Here is a 20174-nt window from a genome sequence, read left to right on the forward strand (position 1 = left end):
CCAGTCCTCTCCGCGTGTCGTCTCCTGCTGCCGGCCGGGTCTCCTCACCCCGCCAGCGGCAGCCTCCTGTCCTGCAGATGGCGGTCGAGCGCCGCGATCTCGCCCGCCGTCAGCCGCAGGCCGAGCTTGCTGCGGCGGAAGAGAATGTCCTCAGCCGTCCGCGCCCATTCGTGCCGCACCAGATAGTCGACCTCCGCTTCCGTCAGCCCGGCGCCGAACGCCTTGCCGAGATCGGCGGCGCTGCGGGCATTGCCGAGCACGCGGGCCGCGTCGGTGCCGTAATAGCGGGTGAGCCGCAGCGCATCGCGCGGCGACAGGAACGGATAGGTGCGCCGCAACGCCTCGACCCTGTCGCTGAAGGCATCGATGGCAAAGCCGCCGCCCGGAAGCGCCGCGCGTCCCGTCCAGCCGGCGCGAAGGCGCGCATGGCCGGCCTTCGCCGGGGGCAGATGGGGAATAAGCGTCTCCAGCACCGATTCCGCCAGGCGCCGGTACGTGGTGATCTTGCCGCCGAAGATCGAGACGACGGCGATGCCGTTTTCCTCGTCCGTCTCCAGCACATAGTCGCGCGTCGCCTTCTGCGCCGCTCCGCCGTCGCTGTCGCCGCTGTAGAGCGGGCGCACGCCGGAATAGCTCCAGACGACATCGGCGCGGTCGACGGGTTTGCGGAAATAGCCGCTTGCCGCCGTGCAGAGATAGACGATCTCCTCCTCGGTCGCTCTTACCCCTGCCGGATCGCCGGAGAAGTCGCGGTCGGTGGTGCCGATCAGAGTGAAATCGTCCTCATAGGGAATGGTGAAGACGATGCGGCCGTCGCCGTTCTGGAAGATGAAGCACCGGTCATGCGTGTAAAGTTTTTTCACGACGATGTGCGAGCCCTGCACCAGCCGCACCTTCCCCCGCGCCGGGCGCTTCGCCGCCAGATCGACGATGCCGTTCGCCCAGGGGCCGGCGGCATTGACGAGGATGCGGGCGTTGACGGTTTTTCGCGCCCCGTCTTCCTCGCGGGCGACCGTCAGCCGCCAGCCGTCCGCGCCGCGATCGGCGGAGACGCAGCGCGTGTGCGGCTCGATCACCGCACCGAGTTCGGCGGCGGAGCGGGCGTTCATCACGGTCAGGCGATTGTCCTCGACCCAGCAGTCGGAATATTCGTAGCCGACCTTCAGGCTTTCACGCAGTCCTTCGCCGATCGGGCTCCTGTCGAAGTGGACGGTCGCCGTGCCCGGCAGGCGCTTGCGGCCGCCGATGTGGTCGTAGAGGAACAGGCCGAGGCGCAGCAGCCATTTCGGCCGCATGCCGGGCGTGTGCGGCAGGACGAAGCGCAGCGGCCGGACGAAATGCGGCGCGATGCCCCAGAGCGTCTCGCGCTCCTGCAACGCCTCGCGCACCAGGCGGAATTCGTAATGCTCGAGATAGCGCAGGCCCCCGTGCAGAAGCTTGGTCGAGGAGGAGGAGGTCGCGCCGCCGAGATCGCCTTTTTCGCAGAGATAGACGGAGAGACCGCGCCCCGCCGCATCGCGGGCAATGCCGCAGCCATTGATGCCGCCGCCGATGATGGCGACGTCATAGACGGGGTTGGCGCTCGCCTCAGCCATGGGCGCGCTCCCGCTGTGGCACGGCGCGAGCGCCGAGAATCCGTTCCGCGATCTCGACAAAACCCTCGCCGCCACGGCTGGGTGCGACGAAAGCGGGCAGGGCGCTGCCCGAATCCTTGAAATCGACGACATTGGCGACGCCGCAGGAATTCGGGAAGAAGGAGAACATCGGCCCGTCATTCGGGCTGTCGCCGACGAAGACGATGCGCTGTTTTTTCCGGTCGAGATCGATACCGAGAATGTCGGCGGCAAAGACCCGGCTCATCGACAGCTTGTCGTAATCGCCGAACCAGCCGTTGACGTGGATGGAGGAGAGTTTCGCCACCGCGCCGGCAGCCTTGAACAGCGCCAGCACCCGGTCGACCTCGGCGGCGGGCAGGGGATCGACATCCTCGCAGACATCGATCGCGAGGTCCGCTTCGCGATAGAGCTGGTCGGAGGCGATCCCCGTCCCCGGCACCTCGGCCAAAATCTTTTCCCGCAGCGCATCGAGCTTGCGTCGGTTCTCCCTGCGCTCCGCATCGCTCGCGAAGAAGCGCTGGCGCATCTTTCGCGCCGTGCGGTCATAGGAGAAGTAGAAGGCGCCGTTCTCGCCAACGATGCCGGCGACCGGCCAGAAGCGGGCGATCATGTCGCACCAGCCGGCGGGCCTTCCGGTGATCGGCACGATGGCAAGCCCGGCCCCGGCCAGCTGTTCCAGCGCGGCGTAAGATGCGGCCGGCAGCTGTCCCTCGCTGGTCAACGTATCGTCGATATCGGTGAAGACGGCGACGACATCGGCCAGAACGGCGTCGGAGAGATCGGCGAGCGGACGCATCAGCATTCCTCCGCGATGAAGTCTTCGAGGATGCCCATGTCGGCGGCGAGGTCGAGCATGGAATAGCGGTCGCGCATCTCCTTCGAATAGCGCACCGCATCGCGGTAGAGGTCGCGGTCGATGCCGATCTCCGCGGCCGTCGCGCCGCCGCCGGCGGCGCGCAAATGCGCGGCGAGCGTCGCGGACGGGATGGCGACGGCGAGAAGCTCGGCGCGCAATTCCGGCCAGAGCTTTTCCAGCGTCGCGTTGAAGCGGGCGGCCGCGGCCGAATCCATCGCCTTGGCGCGTGCGGCACGCAGGCAGTCCTCGACGGCCGCCGCCGGATAGCGGGCACGGATCGCCGCCTCGTCGAATTTTGTAGGGCGCACCTGCGGCGCGTTCGGGCTCGACAGGATGATCTCCTGCAGCCGCGCCATCGTCACCGAGGCGATGCCGACCTGCTGGCCGTGCACGGTGCCGGGATGGCGGTCGCCGGCAAAACTGTCCATCCAGTGCGAGATATTGTGCTCGCCCATCGAGCCGGGGTGGCTGAGCCCCGTGACGCTGATGCCGAGGCCGCCGAGCGTCAGGATGCGGTGCAGGAAGCCGATCGCCTCGTGCTCGCGGGCGCCGAGCCCGGCGGAGCGCTTCAGCATTTCCGCCTCGTCCTCGGCCTGGAGAACATACGGGGAGGTGGCGTAGCGGGTGCCGAGCAGCCGGTGGGAAAAATACCAGTCGACCTGGGCGGTCGGCCGGCAGAGGCTGTCGCCGAAACCGGCGGCGATCAGGTATTGCGGCGCATTGGCCGAGACGGCGATGTCGAGGAACACGCCCTTGGCGGCATGGGCCGGCTGGGTGGTCTTCAGGCCGGAATCCAGCGTGATCGAGGCGGTGGTCGAGGTATAGCCGTTCATCGACGGCGCGGTGCCGAAGACGCAATAGGCGCGGCCGTCACCGGCGGTCGTGTATTTGCACAGGTCGTTGATCGTGCCCGAGCCGACGGCGACCAGCGCCTCGACATGGCGGGTTCTTTCGCGAAGCGCGCGCACCTCTGCCTCGTCGGCATGCGGATGCTTCAGCACCACGACCTCGGCCTTGGGCCCGATCGCCCTCGCCACCGCCTCGCCATAGACGGCATAGGTGTCCTCGTCGGCGACGACGGCATAACTCTTCGCCGGCAATACCCTGGCGACGAGTTCGTCTTCGGCGCCCTGGAGGCTGTCCTCGATCAGGATGGTCTTGAACGGCACCTCGGCCGCCTTGCCGGTGTCCGGATCGATCCAGCGGCCGGCGCTGACGTCGCTGATCAGCGCGTTCCAGTCGCGACCGTTCAAGGGCGCGCGGACGCCGCCTGCGGCAATGGTCATCTTGTCCTCCCGAAACCTGTTGATGGAAATTTTCACCAAGGCTTGCAAATTGTCAATGGCTTTTTTTATTTGTCGATGGCAATTGCCATTTCTGCCGCGGTGCAGCAGGGGGCAAGCGGCTGGACGCACAGGAAAAAAACTGCCAAGAGTCTCGACCCGAGGGGAGACAGACATGCAATCCGACGAGGCACCCGAGAAGCGGCGCCGGCCGCCGCCGCCCATGCAGTTCGGCGCCGACCAGGCGCTGTGGGCCGCCTGGCTCTATTACGAGGAAGGGCTGAAGCAGGACGAGATCGCCGCGCGGCTCGGCATCTCCCGCGCCTCCGTCTTCAACCTGCTGCAAAAGGCGCGCGACGAGGGCATCGTCACCATCACCATCGATCCGACCCGGCTCGAGCGGGCGGACCTGTCCGTCGAGATCAAGGAAAAGGGCGGGCTGATGGAGTGCTACGTCCTGCCCGCGCAAGGGTCCGGCCAGCCGCTCTACGACCGGATCGGCCGGGTCGGCGCGCGCATCCTCGAACAGAAGATCGAGGACGACGAGGTGATCGGCGTCGCCTGGGGGCGCACGGTGATGGCGCTGTCGAAGGCGCTGGCGCCGGCGAACAAGCCGGGCGTGACGGTGGCGCAGGTGACCGGCAGCTCCATGGCGACCTATGATTTCTCGCCGGAGCTCTGCACCTCCAACATCGCCGCGCGGCTCAACGCGCGCTGCGTCAACCTGCATGCGCCGGGCGTCGTCTCCCATGCCGAGATGAAGCGGCTGCTGATGCGCGAGCCGATCATCGATCAGCATTTCAACCTGCTTCGCCAGTGCACCACCAACCTCTTCGGCGTCACCCAGCTCGCCGGCCCGACCCTGCTCGAGGCCTCCGGCGTGATGACCGAGGAACTGCTGCACACCTATCTCGACAAGGGGGCGATCGGCTTCGTCTCCGGCTATTTCTTCAGCCCGGAAGGCGAGATCGTCCGTACCGATTTCGACGATCGCCACATCGTCATGCCGCTCGAGGATTTCGTCAACGTGCCGCGCCGCATCTGCATCGGCGGCGGGCCGGAGAAGGTGGAGGCGATCCTCGGCATGCTGAAGGCCAAGCTCGCCACCGTGCTGATCGTCGACCAGGAGACGGCGCGGCAGGTGTCGCGGCAGCTGGCCTGAGGGCTGCGCGCGGAAAAGACGGCATGGCTGCCGCAGGTGTTTCGCATGGAACAGCGCCGGCGGGGAGAATGGGCGAAAGTCCCATCACCGGACGAGATTGGCTCCTCCGGAACCCCGAAGGAGAAACCGAAATGCGCAAGATCATCCTGTCCGCCGTCGTCGCCGTCGTCGCCGCCGTCTCGTTCGCCGCCCCCTCGCAGGCTGGCGGTTACGGCTGGGGCCACGGTTACGGACACAAGAGCTACGGCCATGGCTATGGCTACAAGCATCACGGCTACGGCCACAAGGTCTACGGATACAAGACGTTCAAGAAGCGCTACGGCTACAACAGCCACTCCCACTCCAGGTGGAACGGCCACGGCGGCAAGGTCTTCTTCCAGTACGGCTACGGCTACTGATCGGCGGCCCCATGCCGGCACCCTGTTCCGCAAAGCCCGGATGGCCGCCATCCGGGCTTTCGGCATGGATCGGGCGGCTGCGCCTTTCATTTGTCCCGGAAGATGCACTAGACTTCCCCCATGACCGAGATCGACGGCAAGGAGGAAGCCCGGCCCGTGCGCGCGCGACGTCGCTTGATCGCCTTTCTGTGCCTGATGCCGATCGCCGCCTACCTCCTGATCGTCGAGGGCGGGCGGCTCGCGACGCGCAGCGCTATGGACGAGGCCTCGCTCCAGGCCGGCTCGACGCTTCGGCTCGCCGTCTCGGCGCTGAGCGGCCATCTGAGCCGCTACGAGCCGCTGCCGGCGCTGATCGCTGACCATGAGGGTATCCGCGCCCTGGTCGCGGCACCCGGCGACCCGGCGCTGAAGGCCGAGGCGAACGCCTATCTGAAGGAGATCAACGGCCTGCTCGAATCCTCCGACATCTACGTCCTGACGCCCGACGGCGAGACGATCGCCGCCAGCAATTACGACCGGCCGGGCAGTTTCGTCGGACAGAATTTCAGCTACCGGCCCTACTTCCAGGATGCGGCCCGGGGACGACCGGCGCGCTTTTATGCCGTCGGCACGACGTCGCAGGTGCGCGGCTACTATTTTTCCGCCCCGATCGGCGAGGCCGGCGCCATTTCCGGCGTCATCGTCTTCAAGGTCGACATCGAATCGGTCGAGGCCTCCTGGCGCGGCGGCGAATACAGGATCTTCGTCTCCGATCCCGAGGGGATCATCTTCATGAGCGGCAGTCCGGACTGGCTCTATGACAGCATCCTGCCGCTGACGCCGGAGCGCATCGCCCGTACCGAGGCCTCACGCCGCTACGCCGAGGCGAAGCTGACGGAGCTGCCGGTGACGCGGACCCGCCTCGGCGCGCACGACCTGATGACGATCGCCGACGGCGGCACGACCCGTGAATATCTCGTGCTCTCGCGCTACATGCCCGAGGCCGACTGGACCGTGAATGTTCTCGTCGACACGGCCTCGGTGCACGGCCAGGCGCGCACCGTGCTGCTGGCCGTCGTCCTGCTCATCTGCCTCGCCGTCCTGACGCTCGCCATCGTGCTGCAGCGCCGCGCCCGGCTCGCCGAGCGGCTCCGGCTGCAGGCGGAGGCGCAAGGTGAGCTGGAACGGCGCGTCGAGGAGCGCACCGCCGACCTTGCCCGCGTCAACCGGCAGATCGAACAGGAAATCGCCGAGCGGCGCCTGACCGAGCAGGAACTGCGCAAGACGCAGGGCGACCTCATCCAGGCCGGCAAGCTCGCCGGCCTCGGCCAGATGTCGGCGGCCCTGTCGCACGAGTTCAACCAGCCGCTCGCCGCCGCCAAGACCTATGCCGACAGCGCTGCGCTCCTGATCGAGCGCGGCCGGGTCGGCGAGGCGGAGGACAACATCCGGCGCATTTCCGGCCTCATCGACCGCATGGCCTCGATCAGCCGGCACCTGCGCAACTTCGCCCGCAAGCCGAACGAGAAGCTCGGGCCGGTGGCGCTCGACGCGGTGGTCGCCGACACGCTGGAGATCGTCGCCGCGCGGCTGAAGGCGGCGGAGGCGGTGCTCGACGTCGATCTCGGCCCGGTTCCGCCGGTCGTGCGCGCCGGCTCGGTGCGCCTGCAGCAGGTGCTGGTCAACATCCTGACCAACGCCGCCGACGCGGTGGAAGGCCTCGACGACCGGCGCATCCATCTGCGTGCCGAATGCGGCGACGAGCGCGTGCTTATCACCATGCGCGACCACGGGCCCGGCGTGCCGCAGGCGATCCGCGAGCGCATCTTCGATCCTTTCTACACCACCAAGGGCGTCGGGCGCGGCCTCGGGCTCGGCCTGTCGATCTCCTACAACATCGTCAAGGATTTCGGCGGCAGCCTGTCGGTCGAGACCCATGCGGAGGGCGGCGCCCTGTTCCGCATCGCGCTCGATGCCGCAAGCGGGGCGAAGGCGGCGGCCGAATGAGCGGGCGCATCCTGCTGATCGATGACGAGGAGGAGCTCCGCCGCTCGACAGCGCAGGCGCTCGAACTCTTCGACCTGACGGTCGAGACCTTTTCCGCGGCCGAGCCGGTGCTGGAACGGGTCGGCTACGGTTTCGACGGCGTCGTCGTCAGCGACATCCGCATGCCCGGCATGGACGGCATGACGCTTCTGCAGCGGGTGCGCGAGCTCGACGCGGAAATCCCGGTCATCCTCGTCACCGGCCATGGCGAGGTGCAGCTCGCGGTCAAGGCGATGCGCGAGGGCGTCTACGACTTCATCGAGAAGCCGTTTTCCGTCCAGCACCTGGCCGGCATCGTCCGGCGCGCCATGGACCGGCGCAGCCTCGTGCTCGAAAACCGGAGACTGCGCGCGGTCGCCGGCAAGCGCGACGACATCGAGGCGCGCCTGCCCGGACGCACGCAGGTGATGGTGGATCTCCGCTACCGGCTGCGCGCCATCGGCGCGACCGACGCCGATACGCTCGTCATCGGCGACACCGGCGTCGGCAAGGAAGTGGTCGCCCGCGCGCTGCACGACATCAGCGCCCGGTCGAGCCGGCCGCTGATCGCCATCAACTGCGCCGCCCTCCCCGAAACGCTGATCGAGAGCGAGCTCTTCGGCCACGAGGCCGGCGCCTTTCCCGGCGCGCTGCGGCCGCGCTACGGCAAGTTCGAGCACGGACGCGGCGGCACGATCCTGCTCGACGAGATCGGCTCGATGCCCTTCGACCTGCAGGCGAAATTCCTGCGCGTGGCGCAGGAAAGGGTGATCACCCGGCTCGGCTCGAACGAACAGGTGCCCCTCGACGTGCGCTTCATCGCCACCAGCAAGGCCGACCTTGCCGGCGAGGTCGCCGCAGGCCGTTTTCGCGCCGACCTCTTCTACCGGCTGAACGTCGCGACGCTGCACGTGCCCGCGCTCTCCCAGCGCCGCGCCGACATTCCGCTGCTCTTCCTCCAGCTCGTGCGCGAGGCCGCCGCCCGCTACGGCCGCGACGACGTCGCCGTGCCGCCGGAGACGCTCGCCGGCATCGCCGAGCGCGACTGGCCGGGCAATGTGCGCGAGTTGCGCAACGCCGCCGACCGCTACGTGCTCGGCCTCGACATCGGCGACGGCGCCGTGCCGGCGGCCGAGACCGGCACGGCACGGCTCGCCGACCGCGTCGCGGCCTATGAGCGACGCATCATCGCCGGTACGATCGCCGCCCATGGCGGCAGCCTGCGCCCCGTCTACGAAAGCCTCGGCATCTCCCGCAAGACGCTCTACGAGAAGATGCAGAAATACGGCCTCGACCGGAAGCTGATCACCGATCCGGACGATCACGCCACGATCACGTGACCTCAAGATCATGTGATCGCCTCGCCGCTTGAAGCCGACGTCCGGCCGCCCCATTTCGCCTCCAACCCGTTGGTCCGGGCCCCTCTGGCACGAGCCGCCGGCGCCCGTGTGATGTCGGACCGTTTCCGACAGCACTGCCGGCCCAGGGACCAGGGACGATGGACTTCGCCTTCCTTTTTGCCGACTGGCTCGGCAAGCCCGTATGGATGTGGGCTTCCTTCATTTCGCTCGTCATCGCCATCCTCGCCTTCGATCTCGGCATCTTGCACAAGGAGAACCGCGAGATCGAGGTCGCCGACAGCCTGAAGCTCTCGGCGCTCTACATCACCCTCGGCCTGGCCTTCGGCGCCTGGGTCTGGTGGTATCTCGGCCCCGACTCCGGCATGAACTACCTGACCGGCTTCGTCGTCGAGAAGACGCTGGCGCTCGACAATGTCTTCGTCATCGCGCTGATCTTCTCCTTCTTCGCCGTGCCGCGCCTCTACCAGCACCGGGTGCTGTTCTGGGGCATTCTCGGCGTCATCGTGCTGCGCGCGATCATGATCGGCCTTGGCGCGGCGCTCGTCACCGAATTCTCCTGGGTGCTCTATCTCTTCGCCGGCTTCCTCATCCTCACCGGCCTGAAGATGCTGTTCGTCGCCGAGAAGGAGACCGATCTTGCCGCCAATCCGCTGATCAGGTTCCTGCGCCGCCGGCTGAACGTCACCGACACCCATCACGGCGAGCGCTTCTTCGTCCGCCAGCCCCATCCGGTGACGGGCAAGCTGAAACTGTTCGTCACGCCGCTGTTCATGGCACTGATCGTCATCGAGGTCGCCGACGTCATCTTCGCGGTCGATTCCGTGCCGGCGATCTTCGCCATCACCACCGACCCCTTCATCGTCTACACCTCGAACATCTTCGCCATTCTCGGCCTGCGCGCCCTCTACTTCGCCCTTGCCGCGATGATCCACCGCTTCCATTACCTGAAGCCCGCGCTCGCCATCGTGCTGGTCTTCATCGGCTCGAAGGTCTTCGTCGCCGATCTGATGGGGCTCGAAAAATTCCCCGCCGCCGTCTCGCTCGGCATCACCTTCGCGATCATCGGCAGCGGCGTCGCCTGGAGCCTCGTCAAGACGCGCAAGCAGGACGGCATCGCCTGACCTGAGGCCGATGGGTGGAAATCCACCCATCGGCAGGCGCGTTTGGGGCGGTTTCCACCCATGCTGCGGCACAAAAAAGCCGGCAGGGCCACAGCGGCCCTGCTTTTGCGTTGTCGGATCGGCAGCGACGGCCACACTTGGCGAAACAGGGACGGCGCCGGAGGAGCCCCGCCGTCTTCTTGGGACAAAGGGAGGATCTCATGTCGCTTTTCCGCACGCTGCTGGCCGCCACCGCGCTTGCCGCCGCCTTCGCCACCACCGCCTATGCCGACTATCCCGAACGCACGATCACCATGGTCGTGCCGTTTTCGGCCGGCGGGCCGACCGACACGGTGGCGCGCCTCGTCGCCGAATCCATGTCGAAGGATCTCGGCCAGCAGATCGTCGTCGAGAATGTCGGCGGCGCCGGCGGCACGCTCGGCGCCGGCCGCGTGGCGAGCGCCGATGCGGACGGCTACACCGTCCTGCTCCACCATATCGGCATGGCGACCAGCGCCACGCTCTACCGCAAGCTCGCCTATGACACGCTGAACGCCTTCGACTATGTCGGCCTCGTCACCGAGGTTCCGATGACGATCGTCGCGCGCAAGGATTTCGAGCCGGCCGACCTCAAGGGCCTGATCGACTACGTCAAGGCGAACAAGGACACGGTGACGGTCGCCAATGCCGGCATCGGCGCCGCCTCCCATCTCTGCGGCATGCTGTTCATGAGCGCCATCGAGACGCCGCTCGTCACCGTACCCTACAAGGGAACGGGCCCGGCGATGACAGACCTCCTCGGCGGCCAGGTCGACATCATGTGCGACCAGACGACCAACACGACGAAGCAGATCCAGGGCGGCACGATCAAGGCCTATGCCGTCACCTCGCCCGAGCGGCTGGCGATCTTCCCCGACCTGCCGACGGCGGCGGAAGCGGGCCTGAAAGATTTCCAGGTCGGCATCTGGCACGGCATCTACGTGCCGAAGGGCACGCCGGCCGAGGCGACCGACAAGCTGTCGGCCGCGCTGAAAAAAGCGCTGAAGGACGAGAACGTCGTCTCCCGCTTCGCCGAACTCGGCACCGCCCCCTCGCCGGAAGCTGATGCGACGCCAGCGGCACTAAAAGCCAAGCTCGAAAGCGAGATCGCCCGCTGGAAGCCGGTGATCGAGGCCGCCGGCCAGTACGCCGACTGACGGCCCGCGCGCCGCATCGACCCTCCCGTCCGCCACTCCTCCTCCCGCAAAGGACGGGGGCCTTGCCAAGGCCCCCGCCCGCCACGGGCGGGATCCGGCCGGACGACCATCTTCATGCCGGGGACCGAACGCCGATGAAACCGCTTGCCTTCGATACAACCAACGCGCTGTGCGGGGCGATCTTCGTCCTGCTCGGCGGCTTCTTCATCCTTCAATGCATCGATCTGGAGATCGGCACGGCACTGCGCATGGGGCCTGGCTACTTCCCGCTGGTGCTGGCGGTGATCCTGACCCTGCTCGGGCTCGTCATCCTGGCACAGGCGACGCGGGTGAAGGGCGATGCCCTCGGGCCGATCGCGCTGCGCGGCATGCTCTTCATCCTGCCGGCGCCGGTGTTCTTCGGGCTGACCGTGCGCGGCCTCGGCTTCGTGCCGTCGCTGTTCTTCACCGCGCTGATCGCCGCCTTCGCCTCGACGCGGATGAAGGCGCCAATGGCGCTGGTGCTCGCGGCGGCGATCACCGTCTTCTCCGTCGCCGTGTTCAGCTACGCGCTCGGCCTGCCCTTCGAACGTTTCGGCCCCTGGGTCCGGTTCTAGGAGACGGCCGTGGATCTCATCAGCAATCTCGCGCTCGGCTTTGCCACCGCCGCCTCGCCGGCAAACCTGCTCTTCTGCCTCATCGGCGTGCTGCTCGGCACGCTGATCGGCGTACTGCCCGGCATCGGCGCCACCGCCACCATCGCCATGCTCCTGCCGATCACCTTCCAGCTGGAGCCGGTCTCCTCGCTGATCATGCTCGCCGGCATCTATTACGGCGCGCAATATGGCGGTTCGACCACGGCGATCCTCATCAACATGCCCGGCGAATCCTCCTCCGCCGTCACCGCCATCGACGGCTACCAGATGGCGCGAAAAGGCAGGGCAGGCGCGGCCCTGTCGATCGCCGCCCTCGGCTCCTTCTTCGCCGGCACGGTCTCCACCTTCCTCGTCGCCATCTTCGCCATTCCGCTGACCGGCATCGCGCTGAAATTCGGCGCTGCGGAGTATTTCTCGCTGATGGTCGTCGGCCTCGTCTCCTCGATTGCGCTCGCCCACGGCTCGATCATCAAGGCGCTGGCCATGGTCGTGCTCGGCCTGCTGCTCGGCCTCGTCGGCACCGACATCTACACCGGCACGCCGCGCTTCACGCTCGGCATCCGCGAATATGCCGACGGGCTCAATTTCGTCGCTGTCGCCGTCGGCGTCTTCGGCATCGCCGAGATCCTGCGCAACCTCGAAGGCGAGAAGACCCGCACGGTGCTGATGGCGAAGGTCTCCGGCCTGCTTCCGACACGGGACGATTTCCGCCGCATGGTCGGCCCGGTGCTGCGCGGCACGGCGATCGGCTCGGTGCTCGGCATCCTGCCGGGCGGCGGCGCCATTCTCGCGGCGTTTGCCTCCTACACGGTGGAAAAGCGCGTCTCCGACAAACCGCAGGAGTTCGGCCACGGCGCGATCGCCGGTGTCGCAGGCCCCGAATCGGCCAACAATGCGGGGGCGCAGACCTCGTTCATCCCGCTCTTGACGCTGGGCATTCCCGCCAATCCCGTGATGGCGCTGATGGTTGGCGCGATGATCATCCAGGGCATCGTTCCCGGCCCGAATGTCGCCAGTGAGCAGCCGGCGCTGTTCTGGGGCATCATTGCCTCGATGTGGATCGGCAACCTGATGCTGGTCATCCTCAACCTGCCGCTGATCGGGCTGTGGGTGAAGCTCCTGACGATCCCCTATTACGTGCTGTTCCCGATCATCATGGCCTTCTGCGCCATCGGCGTCTACAGCGTCAATTCCAACGTCTACGACCTCTATGCCGTCGCCTTCTTCGGTCTTGCCGGCTACCTGCTGACCAAGCTGCGCTGCGAGCCGGCGCCGCTGCTGCTCGGCTTCGTGCTCGGGCCGCTCTTGGAAGAAAACCTGCGCCGGGCGATGATTCTCTCGCGCGGCGATCCGACCACCTTCGTCACAAGGCCGATCAGCGCCGTGCTGCTCCTGATCGCGCTCGGCGTCCTCGTCGTCGTCTTCATGCCGAGCGTCAAGGCGAAGCGCGAGGAGGTGTTCCAGGAGGAGGATTGATCGCCGCGCCGGACCCGGCCTGCCATCGACGCATTCACCATGACGTCTTCAACGGAGGAGAAGAAGATGCAGATGATGACACTGACCCGCCGCGCGCTGATCGCCGGCGCCGCCTTCCTGTCGCTCGCCGCATCCGGCTTTGCGGCGGGCTTTCCCGAACGGCAGGTGACGCTGGTCGTGCCGTTTGCCGCCGGTGGCTCGACCGACGTCGTCGCCCGCATCGTCGCCCAGAAGATGGCCGACGATCTCGGAGAGCAGGTGATCGTGCAGAACGTCGCTGGCGCCGGCGGCAATCTCGGCGCCGGCCAGGTCGCCCGCGCGGAAGCCGACGGCTACACGATCCTGATGGGCACCGTCGCCACCCACGCGCTGAACCCGCTGATCCTCAAGTCGACGCCCTATGACGCGGTCAAGGATTTCGCCCCTGTCTCGCTGCTCGTCGTCGTGCCCAACGTGCTGGTGGTCAATCCCGAACTGCCGGCAAAGACGGTCGGCGAACTGCTGGCGCTGCTGAAGGCCGATCCCGAAAAATACAGCTATGCATCGTCCGGCAACGGCACGCCTCTGCATCTCTCCGGCGAGCTGTTCAAGTCGATGGCCGGCGTCAGCATGCAGCACATCCCTTACAAGGGCGCGGGGCCGGCGCTGAACGACGTCATCGGCAATCAGGTGCCGATCATGTTCGACAACCTGCCGTCCTCGTCAGGCCATATCACATCCGGCACGCTGCGCGCGCTCGCCGTGACGACGAAGGAACGGGCCGCATCCTTCCCCGACATTCCGACGGTCGCGGAATCGGGCATTCCCGGCTACGAGACCTATACCTGGAACGCGCTCTTCGCCCCGGCCGGAACACCGCCGGAAGTTGTAGCACGCCTCAACGCCGCGGCGAAGAAGGCGATGGCCGACCCCGCCGTCGCCGAGCGGATGAAGGAGTTCAGCGCCACGATCGTCGCCTCCTCGCCGGAGGAACTCGGCGCCCACGTCGCCGCCGAGATCGCCAAATGGACGCCGATCATCCGCGACGCCAACGTCCAGATGGACTGAGGCTCCGGCCGGGAAACCGGCATGGTATCTTCTTTCAAGAGATTGCAATAAAATAGTTTTTCCGATCCCGCTCCTGTACGGCCTTGGGCGGGATCGGTTCGTTTCCGGCGACGGAGGACGCAGTCTCCTGTAAGCCAGGACGAACGAAAAGATCTTTCCGAAAACACCCGCTTGACAGATCCGCAGGGTTGGCCTTAGCCTTTGGATCATTCACCAGGGGGGTCCCGGCAAGGGGCTGAGATACTGCTAGAGCGCGCAGTGACCCGTTGAACCTGATCCAGTTCATACTGGCGTAGGGACGGTGCGAGCGCCTGCTCAAGCGGTATTCCCGATCAAGGGATCGTCTATCCGCGCTGCGGCGTCTTTCCATCAGTCCGGCGTGGAACTGGGTCTCCAACCTTGGAGCCTCACGATGAACATTGCCGCCAAAAACCTCACCCCGACCGTCACCACCGGCCCGCTGCCCGCCGCGCGGAAAATCTTCGTTCCCGGCACGCTGCATCCCGATATCCGCGTGCCTCTGCGCGAGATCGACCTGCACCCGACCGCCGGCGAGCCGCCCGTCGCCGTCTACGATTCCTCCGGCCCCTACACCGAGGCCGGCGCCGAGATCCGCATCGAGGCAGGACTGCCGAAACTCCGGCGAGACTGGATCGCGGCGCGCGGCGATGTCGAGGCCTATCAGGGACGGCATGTGCGGCCCGAGGACAACGGCTTTGCCACCGGCGAGCGGCTGACGCCGGAATTTCCCAACCTCGCGCAGCCCTTCCGGGCGAAGCCGGGCAGGACGGTAACGCAGCTGGCTTACGCTCGCGCGGGCATCATCACGCCGGAAATGGAATTCGTCGCCATCCGCGAAAACCTCGGCCGCAAGGCGCCCGAAGCAGCGCTCGACCGCGACGGCGAGATGTTCGGCGCCCATGTGCCCGATCATGTGACGCCGGAATTCGTGCGCGCCGAAATCGCCAGCGGCCGCGCCATCCTCCCCGCCAACATCAACCATCCGGAATCCGAGCCGATGATCATCGGCCGCAATTTCCTCGTCAAGATCAACGCCAATATCGGCAATTCCGCCGTCACCTCCTCGATGGCGGAGGAGGTCGAGAAGATGGTCTGGGCGACGCGCTGGGGTGCGGACACCGTCATGGACCTGTCGACCGGGCGCAACATCCACAACATCCGTGAATGGATCATCCGCAATTCGCCGGTGCCGATCGGCACCGTGCCGCTTTACCAGGCGCTGGAGAAGGTCGGCGGCATCGCCGAGGACCTCACCTGGGAGATCTTTCGCGATACGCTGATCGAGCAGGCCGAGCAGGGCGTCGACTATTTCACCATCCATGCCGGCGTCCGCCTCGGCTACATCCACCTGACGGCCAACCGCGTCACCGGCATCGTCTCGCGCGGCGGCTCGATCATGGCCAAGTGGTGCCTGCACCATCACCGCGAAAGTTTTCTCTACGAGCATTTCGACGAGATCTGCGACATTTGCAGGGCCTATGACGTCTCCTTCTCGCTCGGCGACGGCCTGCGCCCCGGCTCGATCGCCGACGCCAATGACGCCGCGCAGTTCGCCGAACTCGAAACACTCGGCGAACTGACGCAGATCGCCTGGGCCAAGGATTGCCAGGTGATGATCGAGGGCCCCGGCCATGTGCCGATGCACAAGATCAAGGAGAACATGGACAAGCAGCTGAAGGTCTGCGGCGAGGCGCCCTTCTACACGCTCGGGCCGCTGACGACCGACATCGCGCCGGGCTACGACCACATCACCTCCGCGATTGGTGCTGCGATGATCGGCTGGTTCGGAACGGCCATGCTCTGCTACGTCACGCCGAAGGAGCATCTGGGGCTCCCCGACCGCACCGACGTCAAGACCGGCGTCATCACCTACAAGATCGCCGCTCACGCCGCCGATCTCGCCAAGGGCCATCCGGCGGCAAAGCTGCGCGACGACGCGCTCAGCCGCGCCCGTTTCGAGTTCCGCTGGGAGGACCAGTTCAACCTGTCGCTCGACCCGGAGACCGCGCGCTCCTTCCACGACGAGACCCTGCCGAAGGAGGCCCACAAGCTCGCCCATTTCTGTTCGATGTGCGGCCCGAAATTCTGCTCGATGCGCATCTCGCACGACATCCGCGCCGAGGCGCAGAAGGAGGGCATGGCGGCGATGGCGGCGAAATACCGCGAGGGCGGCGACCTCTACATGGCGCCCGACGACCTTCAGGTGCTGGCGGGGGAATGAGATGCGCATCCTCGTGCGCGGGGCCGGCGTTGCCGGCCTCGCCGTCGCCCATGAACTGACGGAAGCCGGCGCCCGCGTCACCGTCGCCGCGCCGCCGCCGGGGTCGCGCGCGCCCGCCTCGTGGTTCGCCGGCGGCATGCTCGCCCCCTGGTGCGAGCGTGAAAGCGCGCCGGACAGAGTTCTGACGCTCGGCGTATCGGCCGCCGACTGGTGGGAGCGGGTTCTGCCGGGCAGTGTCACGCGCAACGGCACGCTGGTCGTCGCGCCCGCCCGCGACCGGCGGGAACTCGCCCGCTTCGCCGCCCGCACCTCGGGCTTCGACCGGATCGACGCGGACACGGTCGCCCGTCTCGAACCGGATCTCGCCGGCCGGTTCTCCGAGGCGCTGTTCTTCCCGCGCGAGGCCCATCTCGATCCGCGCGAGGCCCTGACCCGGCTGCGGGAAACGCTCGCTTCGCGCGGCGTGCTCTTCGTCCACGAGGCGCAAGCGGAGGAGGATGCCGGATTCGAGCGGATCGTCGACTGTACCGGGCCGGCGCGGATCGGCGCGACGCCGGGATTGCGCGGCGTGCGCGGCGAGATGGCCGTGCTCGCCTGCCCCGATGTGACGCTGTCGCGCCCGGTGCGGCTCCTGCATCCGCGCATCCCGCTCTACATCGTGCCGCGCGGCGAGGGCCGCGTCATGTGCGGCGCGACGATGATCGAAAGCGATGACGACGGCCCGATCGCGGCGCGCTCGCTGATGGAACTCCTGAACGCGGCCTATGCGCTGCACCCCGCCTTCGCCGAGGCGCGCATTCTCGAGACCGGCACGGGGATCCGCCCCGCATTTACCGACAACCTGCCGCGCGTGACCGAAGAGGGACGCACGATCCGCGTCAACGGCTTCTACCGCCACGGCTTCCTGCTGGCGCCGGCAATCGCGGCACAGGCCACGGCACGGGCGATCGGGACGCAACCGGCCGATCGTAGGCGCGCATGACCGCATGCCGAACCCGACGCATGATCGATCACGACAGGAACTGCCCGATGAAACTCATCGTCAATGGCGAGGAGCACGATCTCGCCGCCGCCACCCTTGCCGACCTGCTCGCCCTTCTCGATTACGAGGGCGACTGGCTGGCGACCGCCGTCAACGGCGACCTCGTCCACCGCAACGAGCGGGCGGACTTTCCGCTTGCCGAGCGCGACCGCATCGAGGTGCTTTCCCCGATGCAGGGAGGATAAGCCATGCTGACCCTTTACGACCGGACAGTTACCTCCCGCCTGTTGCTTGGCACGGCGCGCTATCCCTCGCCGGCGATCCTCGCCGAGGCCGTCGCCCGCTCGAAGGCGGAGATCGTCACCGTCTCGCTGCGGCGCGAGACGGCCGGCGGACGGCAGGGCGGGCAGTTCTTCGAGATGATCCGGGAATGGGGCGTGCATGTGCTCCCCAACACCGCCGGCTGCCATTCCGTCGCCGAGGCCGTGCTGACGGCGAAGATGGCGCGCGACGTCTTTGCCACCGACTGGATCAAGCTCGAGGTCATCGGCCATCACGACACGCTGCAGCCGGACGTCTTCGGCCTCGTCGAGGCGGCGCGGATCCTGACGGGCGAGGGATTTCAGGTCTTCCCCTATACCACCGACGACCTCGTCGTCGCGGAGAGACTGGTCGAGGCGGGATGCGCCGTGCTGATGCCCTGGTGCGCGCCGATCGGCAGCGCCGCCGGCCCGCAGAACATCGCAAGCCTCAAGGCGATGCGCGCCGCCTTTCCCGATATCCCCTTGATCGTCGATGCCGGCATCGGCCGTCCCTCCCATGCGGCGACGGTGATGGAGCTCGGCTATGACGCGGTGCTGCTCAACACGGCGGTCGCCGGCGCCGCCGATCCGGCGCGGATGGCATCTGCCTTTGCCGGCGCCATCGCCGCGGGGCGATGCGCTTTCGAGGCGGGGCCGCTTGAGCCGCGCGACATGGCGGTGCCCTCGACGCCTGTCATCGGCAGGGCGGTGTTCGCATGAGGCTCGATCCGTTCTACCTCATCGTCGACAGCGCCGACTGGATCGCGCGCCTCGTGCCGCTCGGCGTCAAGCTAGTGCAGCTGCGCATCAAGGACCGGCCGGACGACGTTCTCGCCGCCGAGATCCGCCGGGCGAAGGCGGTCTGCGCCGCGCATGGCTGCGTCCTCGTCGTCAACGACCACTGGCGGATCGCCCTCGACGAGGGTTGCGCGGCCGTCCATCTCGGCCAGGAGGATCTCGCTAGCGCCGATCTCGCCGCGATCCGGGCCGCCGGCCTGAAGCTCGGCGTCAGCACCCATGACGGGGACGAACTCAGCACGGCGCTGGCGGCGCGACCGGATTATGTCGCGCTCGGCCCGGTCTACCCGACGATCCTGAAGGCAATGAAGTGGCGGCCGCAGGGGCCGGAGCGGATCGGCGACTGGCGCTCGCGCATCGGCGACCTGCCGCTGGTGGCGATCGGCGGGCTGACGCCGGAAAGGCTCGACGGGGTCTTCCGCCACGGCGCCGACAGTGCCGCCGTCGTTACCGACATCACCCTGAATGGCGACCCGGAGGCCCGCACGCGCGCATGGATCGAAGGGACGGCGCCGTGGCGACGGTCCTGATCGTCGCCGGTTCCGACAGTTCCGGCGGCGCCGGCATCGCCCGCGACGTCGCCACAGTGGCGAAGGCCGGCGGCGAGGCCGCTTTGGCGCTGACCGCCGTGACCGTGCAGACGCACCGCGCCGTCGAGGCGATCGAGGCGATGCCGCCCGCTCTCGTCGCCGCGCAGATGCGCGCCGCCTTCGACAGCGGCCCGGTCGGCGCCGTCAAGATCGGCATGCTGGCGAACGGGCCGATCCTCGTCGCGGTCGCGGACGTGCTGGCGGCCCATGCGGAGGTGCCGGTGGTGCTCGATCCGGTGCTCGCGGCCTCGGCGGGCGGCGCCCTGCTGTCGGAAGAGGCGATGATGCTGTTGCGCCAGGTTCTGCTTCCGCGCGTGACGCTGGTGACGCCGAACCTGCCGGAACTGGCGCGGCTCACCGGAACAGCGGAGATCGCAGACGTTGAGACCGGCCGCGCGGCAGCCATGATGCTGAACCCCGCCGGCGCCGTGCTCGTCAAGGGCGGCCACGCCGCCGGCGACACGGCGGATGATCTCCTCCTGCGCCCCGGCCTGCCCGACATCGTCTTCCGCGCCGCGCGGTCCGGTGCCCGTCTGCGCGGCACGGGCTGCATGCTGTCGAGCGGCATCGCCGCCCGGCTTGCCCTCGGCGATGCGCTCGAGACGGCAATCCGCGGCGCGAAGGCACAGGTGACGGCGCGCTTCGCCGATGCCGCATAGGCAGGCGCCGGCAGCGGCCCGCAACGGGCCGACCGCGACGTCGCGCCGGCGACGGCATTGCCTCCTGGGATTGAGATCCGAACAATAGGCTGATTTTTCTTTCTTTTTCCCTTCATCTCTCCGGCGAGGATCGAGACCACGACAACCTCATTGGTTTGGCTGTCCGACGAAGCCCCGCCCCCCTAACAGCACCTGCGCAAGAACCAGACTCGGCGATCCGTCACCGCGAAGGAGATTGCGCGTCCCGAGCGGATGGCAGAATCGACGATGCCGGTGATCGACGTGCGGCCATCGTTCCGGCGGAGACTCCGGCACGTCACTGACGACCGACGTTCCGATTGCCGCAGAGCCCTGGTGCAATATTCGTCCGGCCAAAGGCAGCTTGCCACCGGTGCCGGATCGTCGGTCAACAGCACAGCCTCACGCAGGGTGAGTTTCTCTTCACGGGGTCCCGGCATGTTCACCGC

General features: G+C 67.4%; 18 protein-coding genes and 1 riboswitch. Of the genes, 15 read left to right on the forward strand and 3 right to left on the reverse strand.

Annotated features, from left to right (window positions below; translation table 11 throughout):
- Positions 1-44 precede the first annotated feature (44 nt).
- Genes glpD through ACEVQ6_RS12900 form a run of 3 tightly spaced genes read right to left on the reverse strand, consistent with a single transcriptional unit; the run spans position 45 to position 3758 of the window.
- Complete coding sequence (gene glpD / locus ACEVQ6_RS12890; RefSeq protein ID WP_374889400.1) at positions 45-1595, reverse strand: glycerol-3-phosphate dehydrogenase; 1551 nt, start codon at positions 1593-1595, stop codon at positions 45-47.
- The gene (locus ACEVQ6_RS12895; protein ID WP_374889401.1) at positions 1588-2412 is read right to left on the reverse strand and encodes an HAD-IIB family hydrolase; all 825 of its coding nucleotides are present in this window, start codon (positions 2410-2412) and stop codon (positions 1588-1590) included. The genes glpD and ACEVQ6_RS12895 overlap by 8 nt, the downstream gene beginning before the upstream one ends.
- The gene (locus ACEVQ6_RS12900) at positions 2412-3758 is read right to left on the reverse strand and encodes an iron-containing alcohol dehydrogenase (protein ID WP_374889402.1); all 1347 of its coding nucleotides are present in this window, start codon (positions 3756-3758) and stop codon (positions 2412-2414) included. The genes ACEVQ6_RS12895 and ACEVQ6_RS12900 overlap by 1 nt, the downstream gene beginning before the upstream one ends.
- Positions 3759-3930: 172 nt before the next feature.
- Here ACEVQ6_RS12900 and ACEVQ6_RS12905 point away from each other — a divergent pair, with 172 nt between their 5' ends.
- From ACEVQ6_RS12905 to ACEVQ6_RS12975, 15 genes are all read left to right on the forward strand, one after another.
- Positions 3931-4917: a sugar-binding transcriptional regulator gene (locus ACEVQ6_RS12905; RefSeq protein ID WP_374889403.1), complete on the forward strand. Its 987-nt coding sequence runs from the start codon at positions 3931-3933 to the stop codon at positions 4915-4917.
- 131 nt (positions 4918-5048) lie between these two features.
- Entirely contained in the window at positions 5049-5315 is a 267-nt protein-coding gene (locus tag ACEVQ6_RS12910; protein WP_374889404.1) for a hypothetical protein, read from the forward strand.
- Positions 5316-5435: 120 nt separating this feature from the next.
- Positions 5436-7301: a sensor histidine kinase gene (locus ACEVQ6_RS12915; protein ID WP_374889405.1), complete on the forward strand. Its 1866-nt coding sequence runs from the start codon at positions 5436-5438 to the stop codon at positions 7299-7301.
- A complete protein-coding gene (locus ACEVQ6_RS12920; RefSeq protein WP_374889406.1) occupies positions 7298-8659 on the forward strand; it encodes a sigma-54-dependent transcriptional regulator in 1362 nt (453 codons plus the stop codon). Before ACEVQ6_RS12915 ends, ACEVQ6_RS12920 begins: the two co-directional genes overlap by 4 nt.
- Before the next feature lie 158 nt (positions 8660-8817).
- Positions 8818-9801: a TerC family protein gene (locus tag ACEVQ6_RS12925; RefSeq protein WP_374889407.1), complete on the forward strand. Its 984-nt coding sequence runs from the start codon at positions 8818-8820 to the stop codon at positions 9799-9801.
- Between the two features lie 200 nt (positions 9802-10001).
- Positions 10002-10976: a tripartite tricarboxylate transporter substrate-binding protein gene (locus ACEVQ6_RS12930; RefSeq protein WP_374889408.1), complete on the forward strand. Its 975-nt coding sequence runs from the start codon at positions 10002-10004 to the stop codon at positions 10974-10976.
- Positions 10977-11110: 134 nt separating this feature from the next.
- Complete coding sequence (locus ACEVQ6_RS12935; RefSeq protein ID WP_374889409.1) at positions 11111-11572, forward strand: tripartite tricarboxylate transporter TctB family protein; 462 nt, start codon at positions 11111-11113, stop codon at positions 11570-11572.
- Between the two features lie 9 nt (positions 11573-11581).
- The gene (locus ACEVQ6_RS12940; protein WP_374889410.1) at positions 11582-13087 is read left to right on the forward strand and encodes a tripartite tricarboxylate transporter permease; all 1506 of its coding nucleotides are present in this window, start codon (positions 11582-11584) and stop codon (positions 13085-13087) included.
- A 66-nt stretch (positions 13088-13153) separates the two neighbouring features.
- A complete protein-coding gene (locus tag ACEVQ6_RS12945; protein ID WP_374889411.1) occupies positions 13154-14134 on the forward strand; it encodes a Bug family tripartite tricarboxylate transporter substrate binding protein in 981 nt (326 codons plus the stop codon).
- A 205-nt stretch (positions 14135-14339) separates the two neighbouring features.
- Positions 14340-14451, forward strand: a riboswitch (TPP riboswitch).
- 95 nt (positions 14452-14546) lie between these two features.
- On the forward strand, positions 14547-16376 hold the full coding sequence (gene thiC / locus ACEVQ6_RS12950; RefSeq protein ID WP_374889412.1) for a phosphomethylpyrimidine synthase ThiC: 1830 nt from the start codon (positions 14547-14549) through the stop codon (positions 16374-16376).
- 1 nt (position 16377) lies between these two features.
- On the forward strand, positions 16378-17358 hold the full coding sequence (gene thiO / locus ACEVQ6_RS12955) for a glycine oxidase ThiO (RefSeq protein WP_374889413.1): 981 nt from the start codon (positions 16378-16380) through the stop codon (positions 17356-17358).
- A gap of 47 nt (positions 17359-17405) precedes the next feature.
- Positions 17406-17603: a sulfur carrier protein ThiS gene (thiS, locus tag ACEVQ6_RS12960; RefSeq protein ID WP_374889414.1), complete on the forward strand. Its 198-nt coding sequence runs from the start codon at positions 17406-17408 to the stop codon at positions 17601-17603.
- 3 nt (positions 17604-17606) lie between these two features.
- Positions 17607-18380, forward strand: coding sequence for a thiazole synthase (locus ACEVQ6_RS12965; RefSeq protein WP_374889415.1), 774 nt, complete (start codon positions 17607-17609; stop codon positions 18378-18380).
- A complete protein-coding gene (locus ACEVQ6_RS12970) occupies positions 18377-18988 on the forward strand; it encodes a thiamine phosphate synthase (protein ID WP_374889416.1) in 612 nt (203 codons plus the stop codon). Before ACEVQ6_RS12965 ends, ACEVQ6_RS12970 begins: the two co-directional genes overlap by 4 nt.
- On the forward strand, positions 18973-19707 hold the full coding sequence (locus ACEVQ6_RS12975) for a hydroxymethylpyrimidine/phosphomethylpyrimidine kinase (RefSeq protein WP_374889417.1): 735 nt from the start codon (positions 18973-18975) through the stop codon (positions 19705-19707). The genes ACEVQ6_RS12970 and ACEVQ6_RS12975 overlap by 16 nt, the downstream gene beginning before the upstream one ends.
- The last annotated feature ends 467 nt before the right edge of the window (positions 19708-20174 follow it).

Source organism: Ensifer soli, from assembly GCF_041928815.1.
Classification (GTDB): domain Bacteria; phylum Pseudomonadota; class Alphaproteobacteria; order Rhizobiales; family Rhizobiaceae; genus JBHFEI01.

Coding starts and splice junctions, on each gene's coding strand:
- ACEVQ6_RS12905 (WP_374889403.1), top strand. CDS start 3,931: ATGCAATCCGACGAGGCACCCGAGAAGCGGCGCCGGCCGCCGCCGCCC.
- ACEVQ6_RS12935 (WP_374889409.1), top strand. CDS start 11,111: ATGAAACCGCTTGCCTTCGATACAACCAACGCGCTGTGCGGGGCGATC.
- ACEVQ6_RS12965 (WP_374889415.1), top strand. CDS start 17,607: ATGCTGACCCTTTACGACCGGACAGTTACCTCCCGCCTGTTGCTTGGC.
- ACEVQ6_RS12920 (WP_374889406.1), top strand. CDS start 7,298: ATGAGCGGGCGCATCCTGCTGATCGATGACGAGGAGGAGCTCCGCCGC.
- ACEVQ6_RS12900 (WP_374889402.1), bottom strand. CDS start 3,758: ATGACCATTGCCGCAGGCGGCGTCCGCGCGCCCTTGAACGGTCGCGAC.
- ACEVQ6_RS12970 (WP_374889416.1), top strand. CDS start 18,377: ATGAGGCTCGATCCGTTCTACCTCATCGTCGACAGCGCCGACTGGATC.
- ACEVQ6_RS12925 (WP_374889407.1), top strand. CDS start 8,818: ATGGACTTCGCCTTCCTTTTTGCCGACTGGCTCGGCAAGCCCGTATGG.
- ACEVQ6_RS12930 (WP_374889408.1), top strand. CDS start 10,002: ATGTCGCTTTTCCGCACGCTGCTGGCCGCCACCGCGCTTGCCGCCGCC.
- thiO (WP_374889413.1), top strand. CDS start 16,378: ATGCGCATCCTCGTGCGCGGGGCCGGCGTTGCCGGCCTCGCCGTCGCC.
- thiS (WP_374889414.1), top strand. CDS start 17,406: ATGAAACTCATCGTCAATGGCGAGGAGCACGATCTCGCCGCCGCCACC.
- ACEVQ6_RS12895 (WP_374889401.1), bottom strand. CDS start 2,412: ATGCGTCCGCTCGCCGATCTCTCCGACGCCGTTCTGGCCGATGTCGTC.
- ACEVQ6_RS12915 (WP_374889405.1), top strand. CDS start 5,436: ATGACCGAGATCGACGGCAAGGAGGAAGCCCGGCCCGTGCGCGCGCGA.
- ACEVQ6_RS12945 (WP_374889411.1), top strand. CDS start 13,154: ATGCAGATGATGACACTGACCCGCCGCGCGCTGATCGCCGGCGCCGCC.
- ACEVQ6_RS12910 (WP_374889404.1), top strand. CDS start 5,049: ATGCGCAAGATCATCCTGTCCGCCGTCGTCGCCGTCGTCGCCGCCGTC.
- glpD (WP_374889400.1), bottom strand. CDS start 1,595: ATGGCTGAGGCGAGCGCCAACCCCGTCTATGACGTCGCCATCATCGGC.
- thiC (WP_374889412.1), top strand. CDS start 14,547: ATGAACATTGCCGCCAAAAACCTCACCCCGACCGTCACCACCGGCCCG.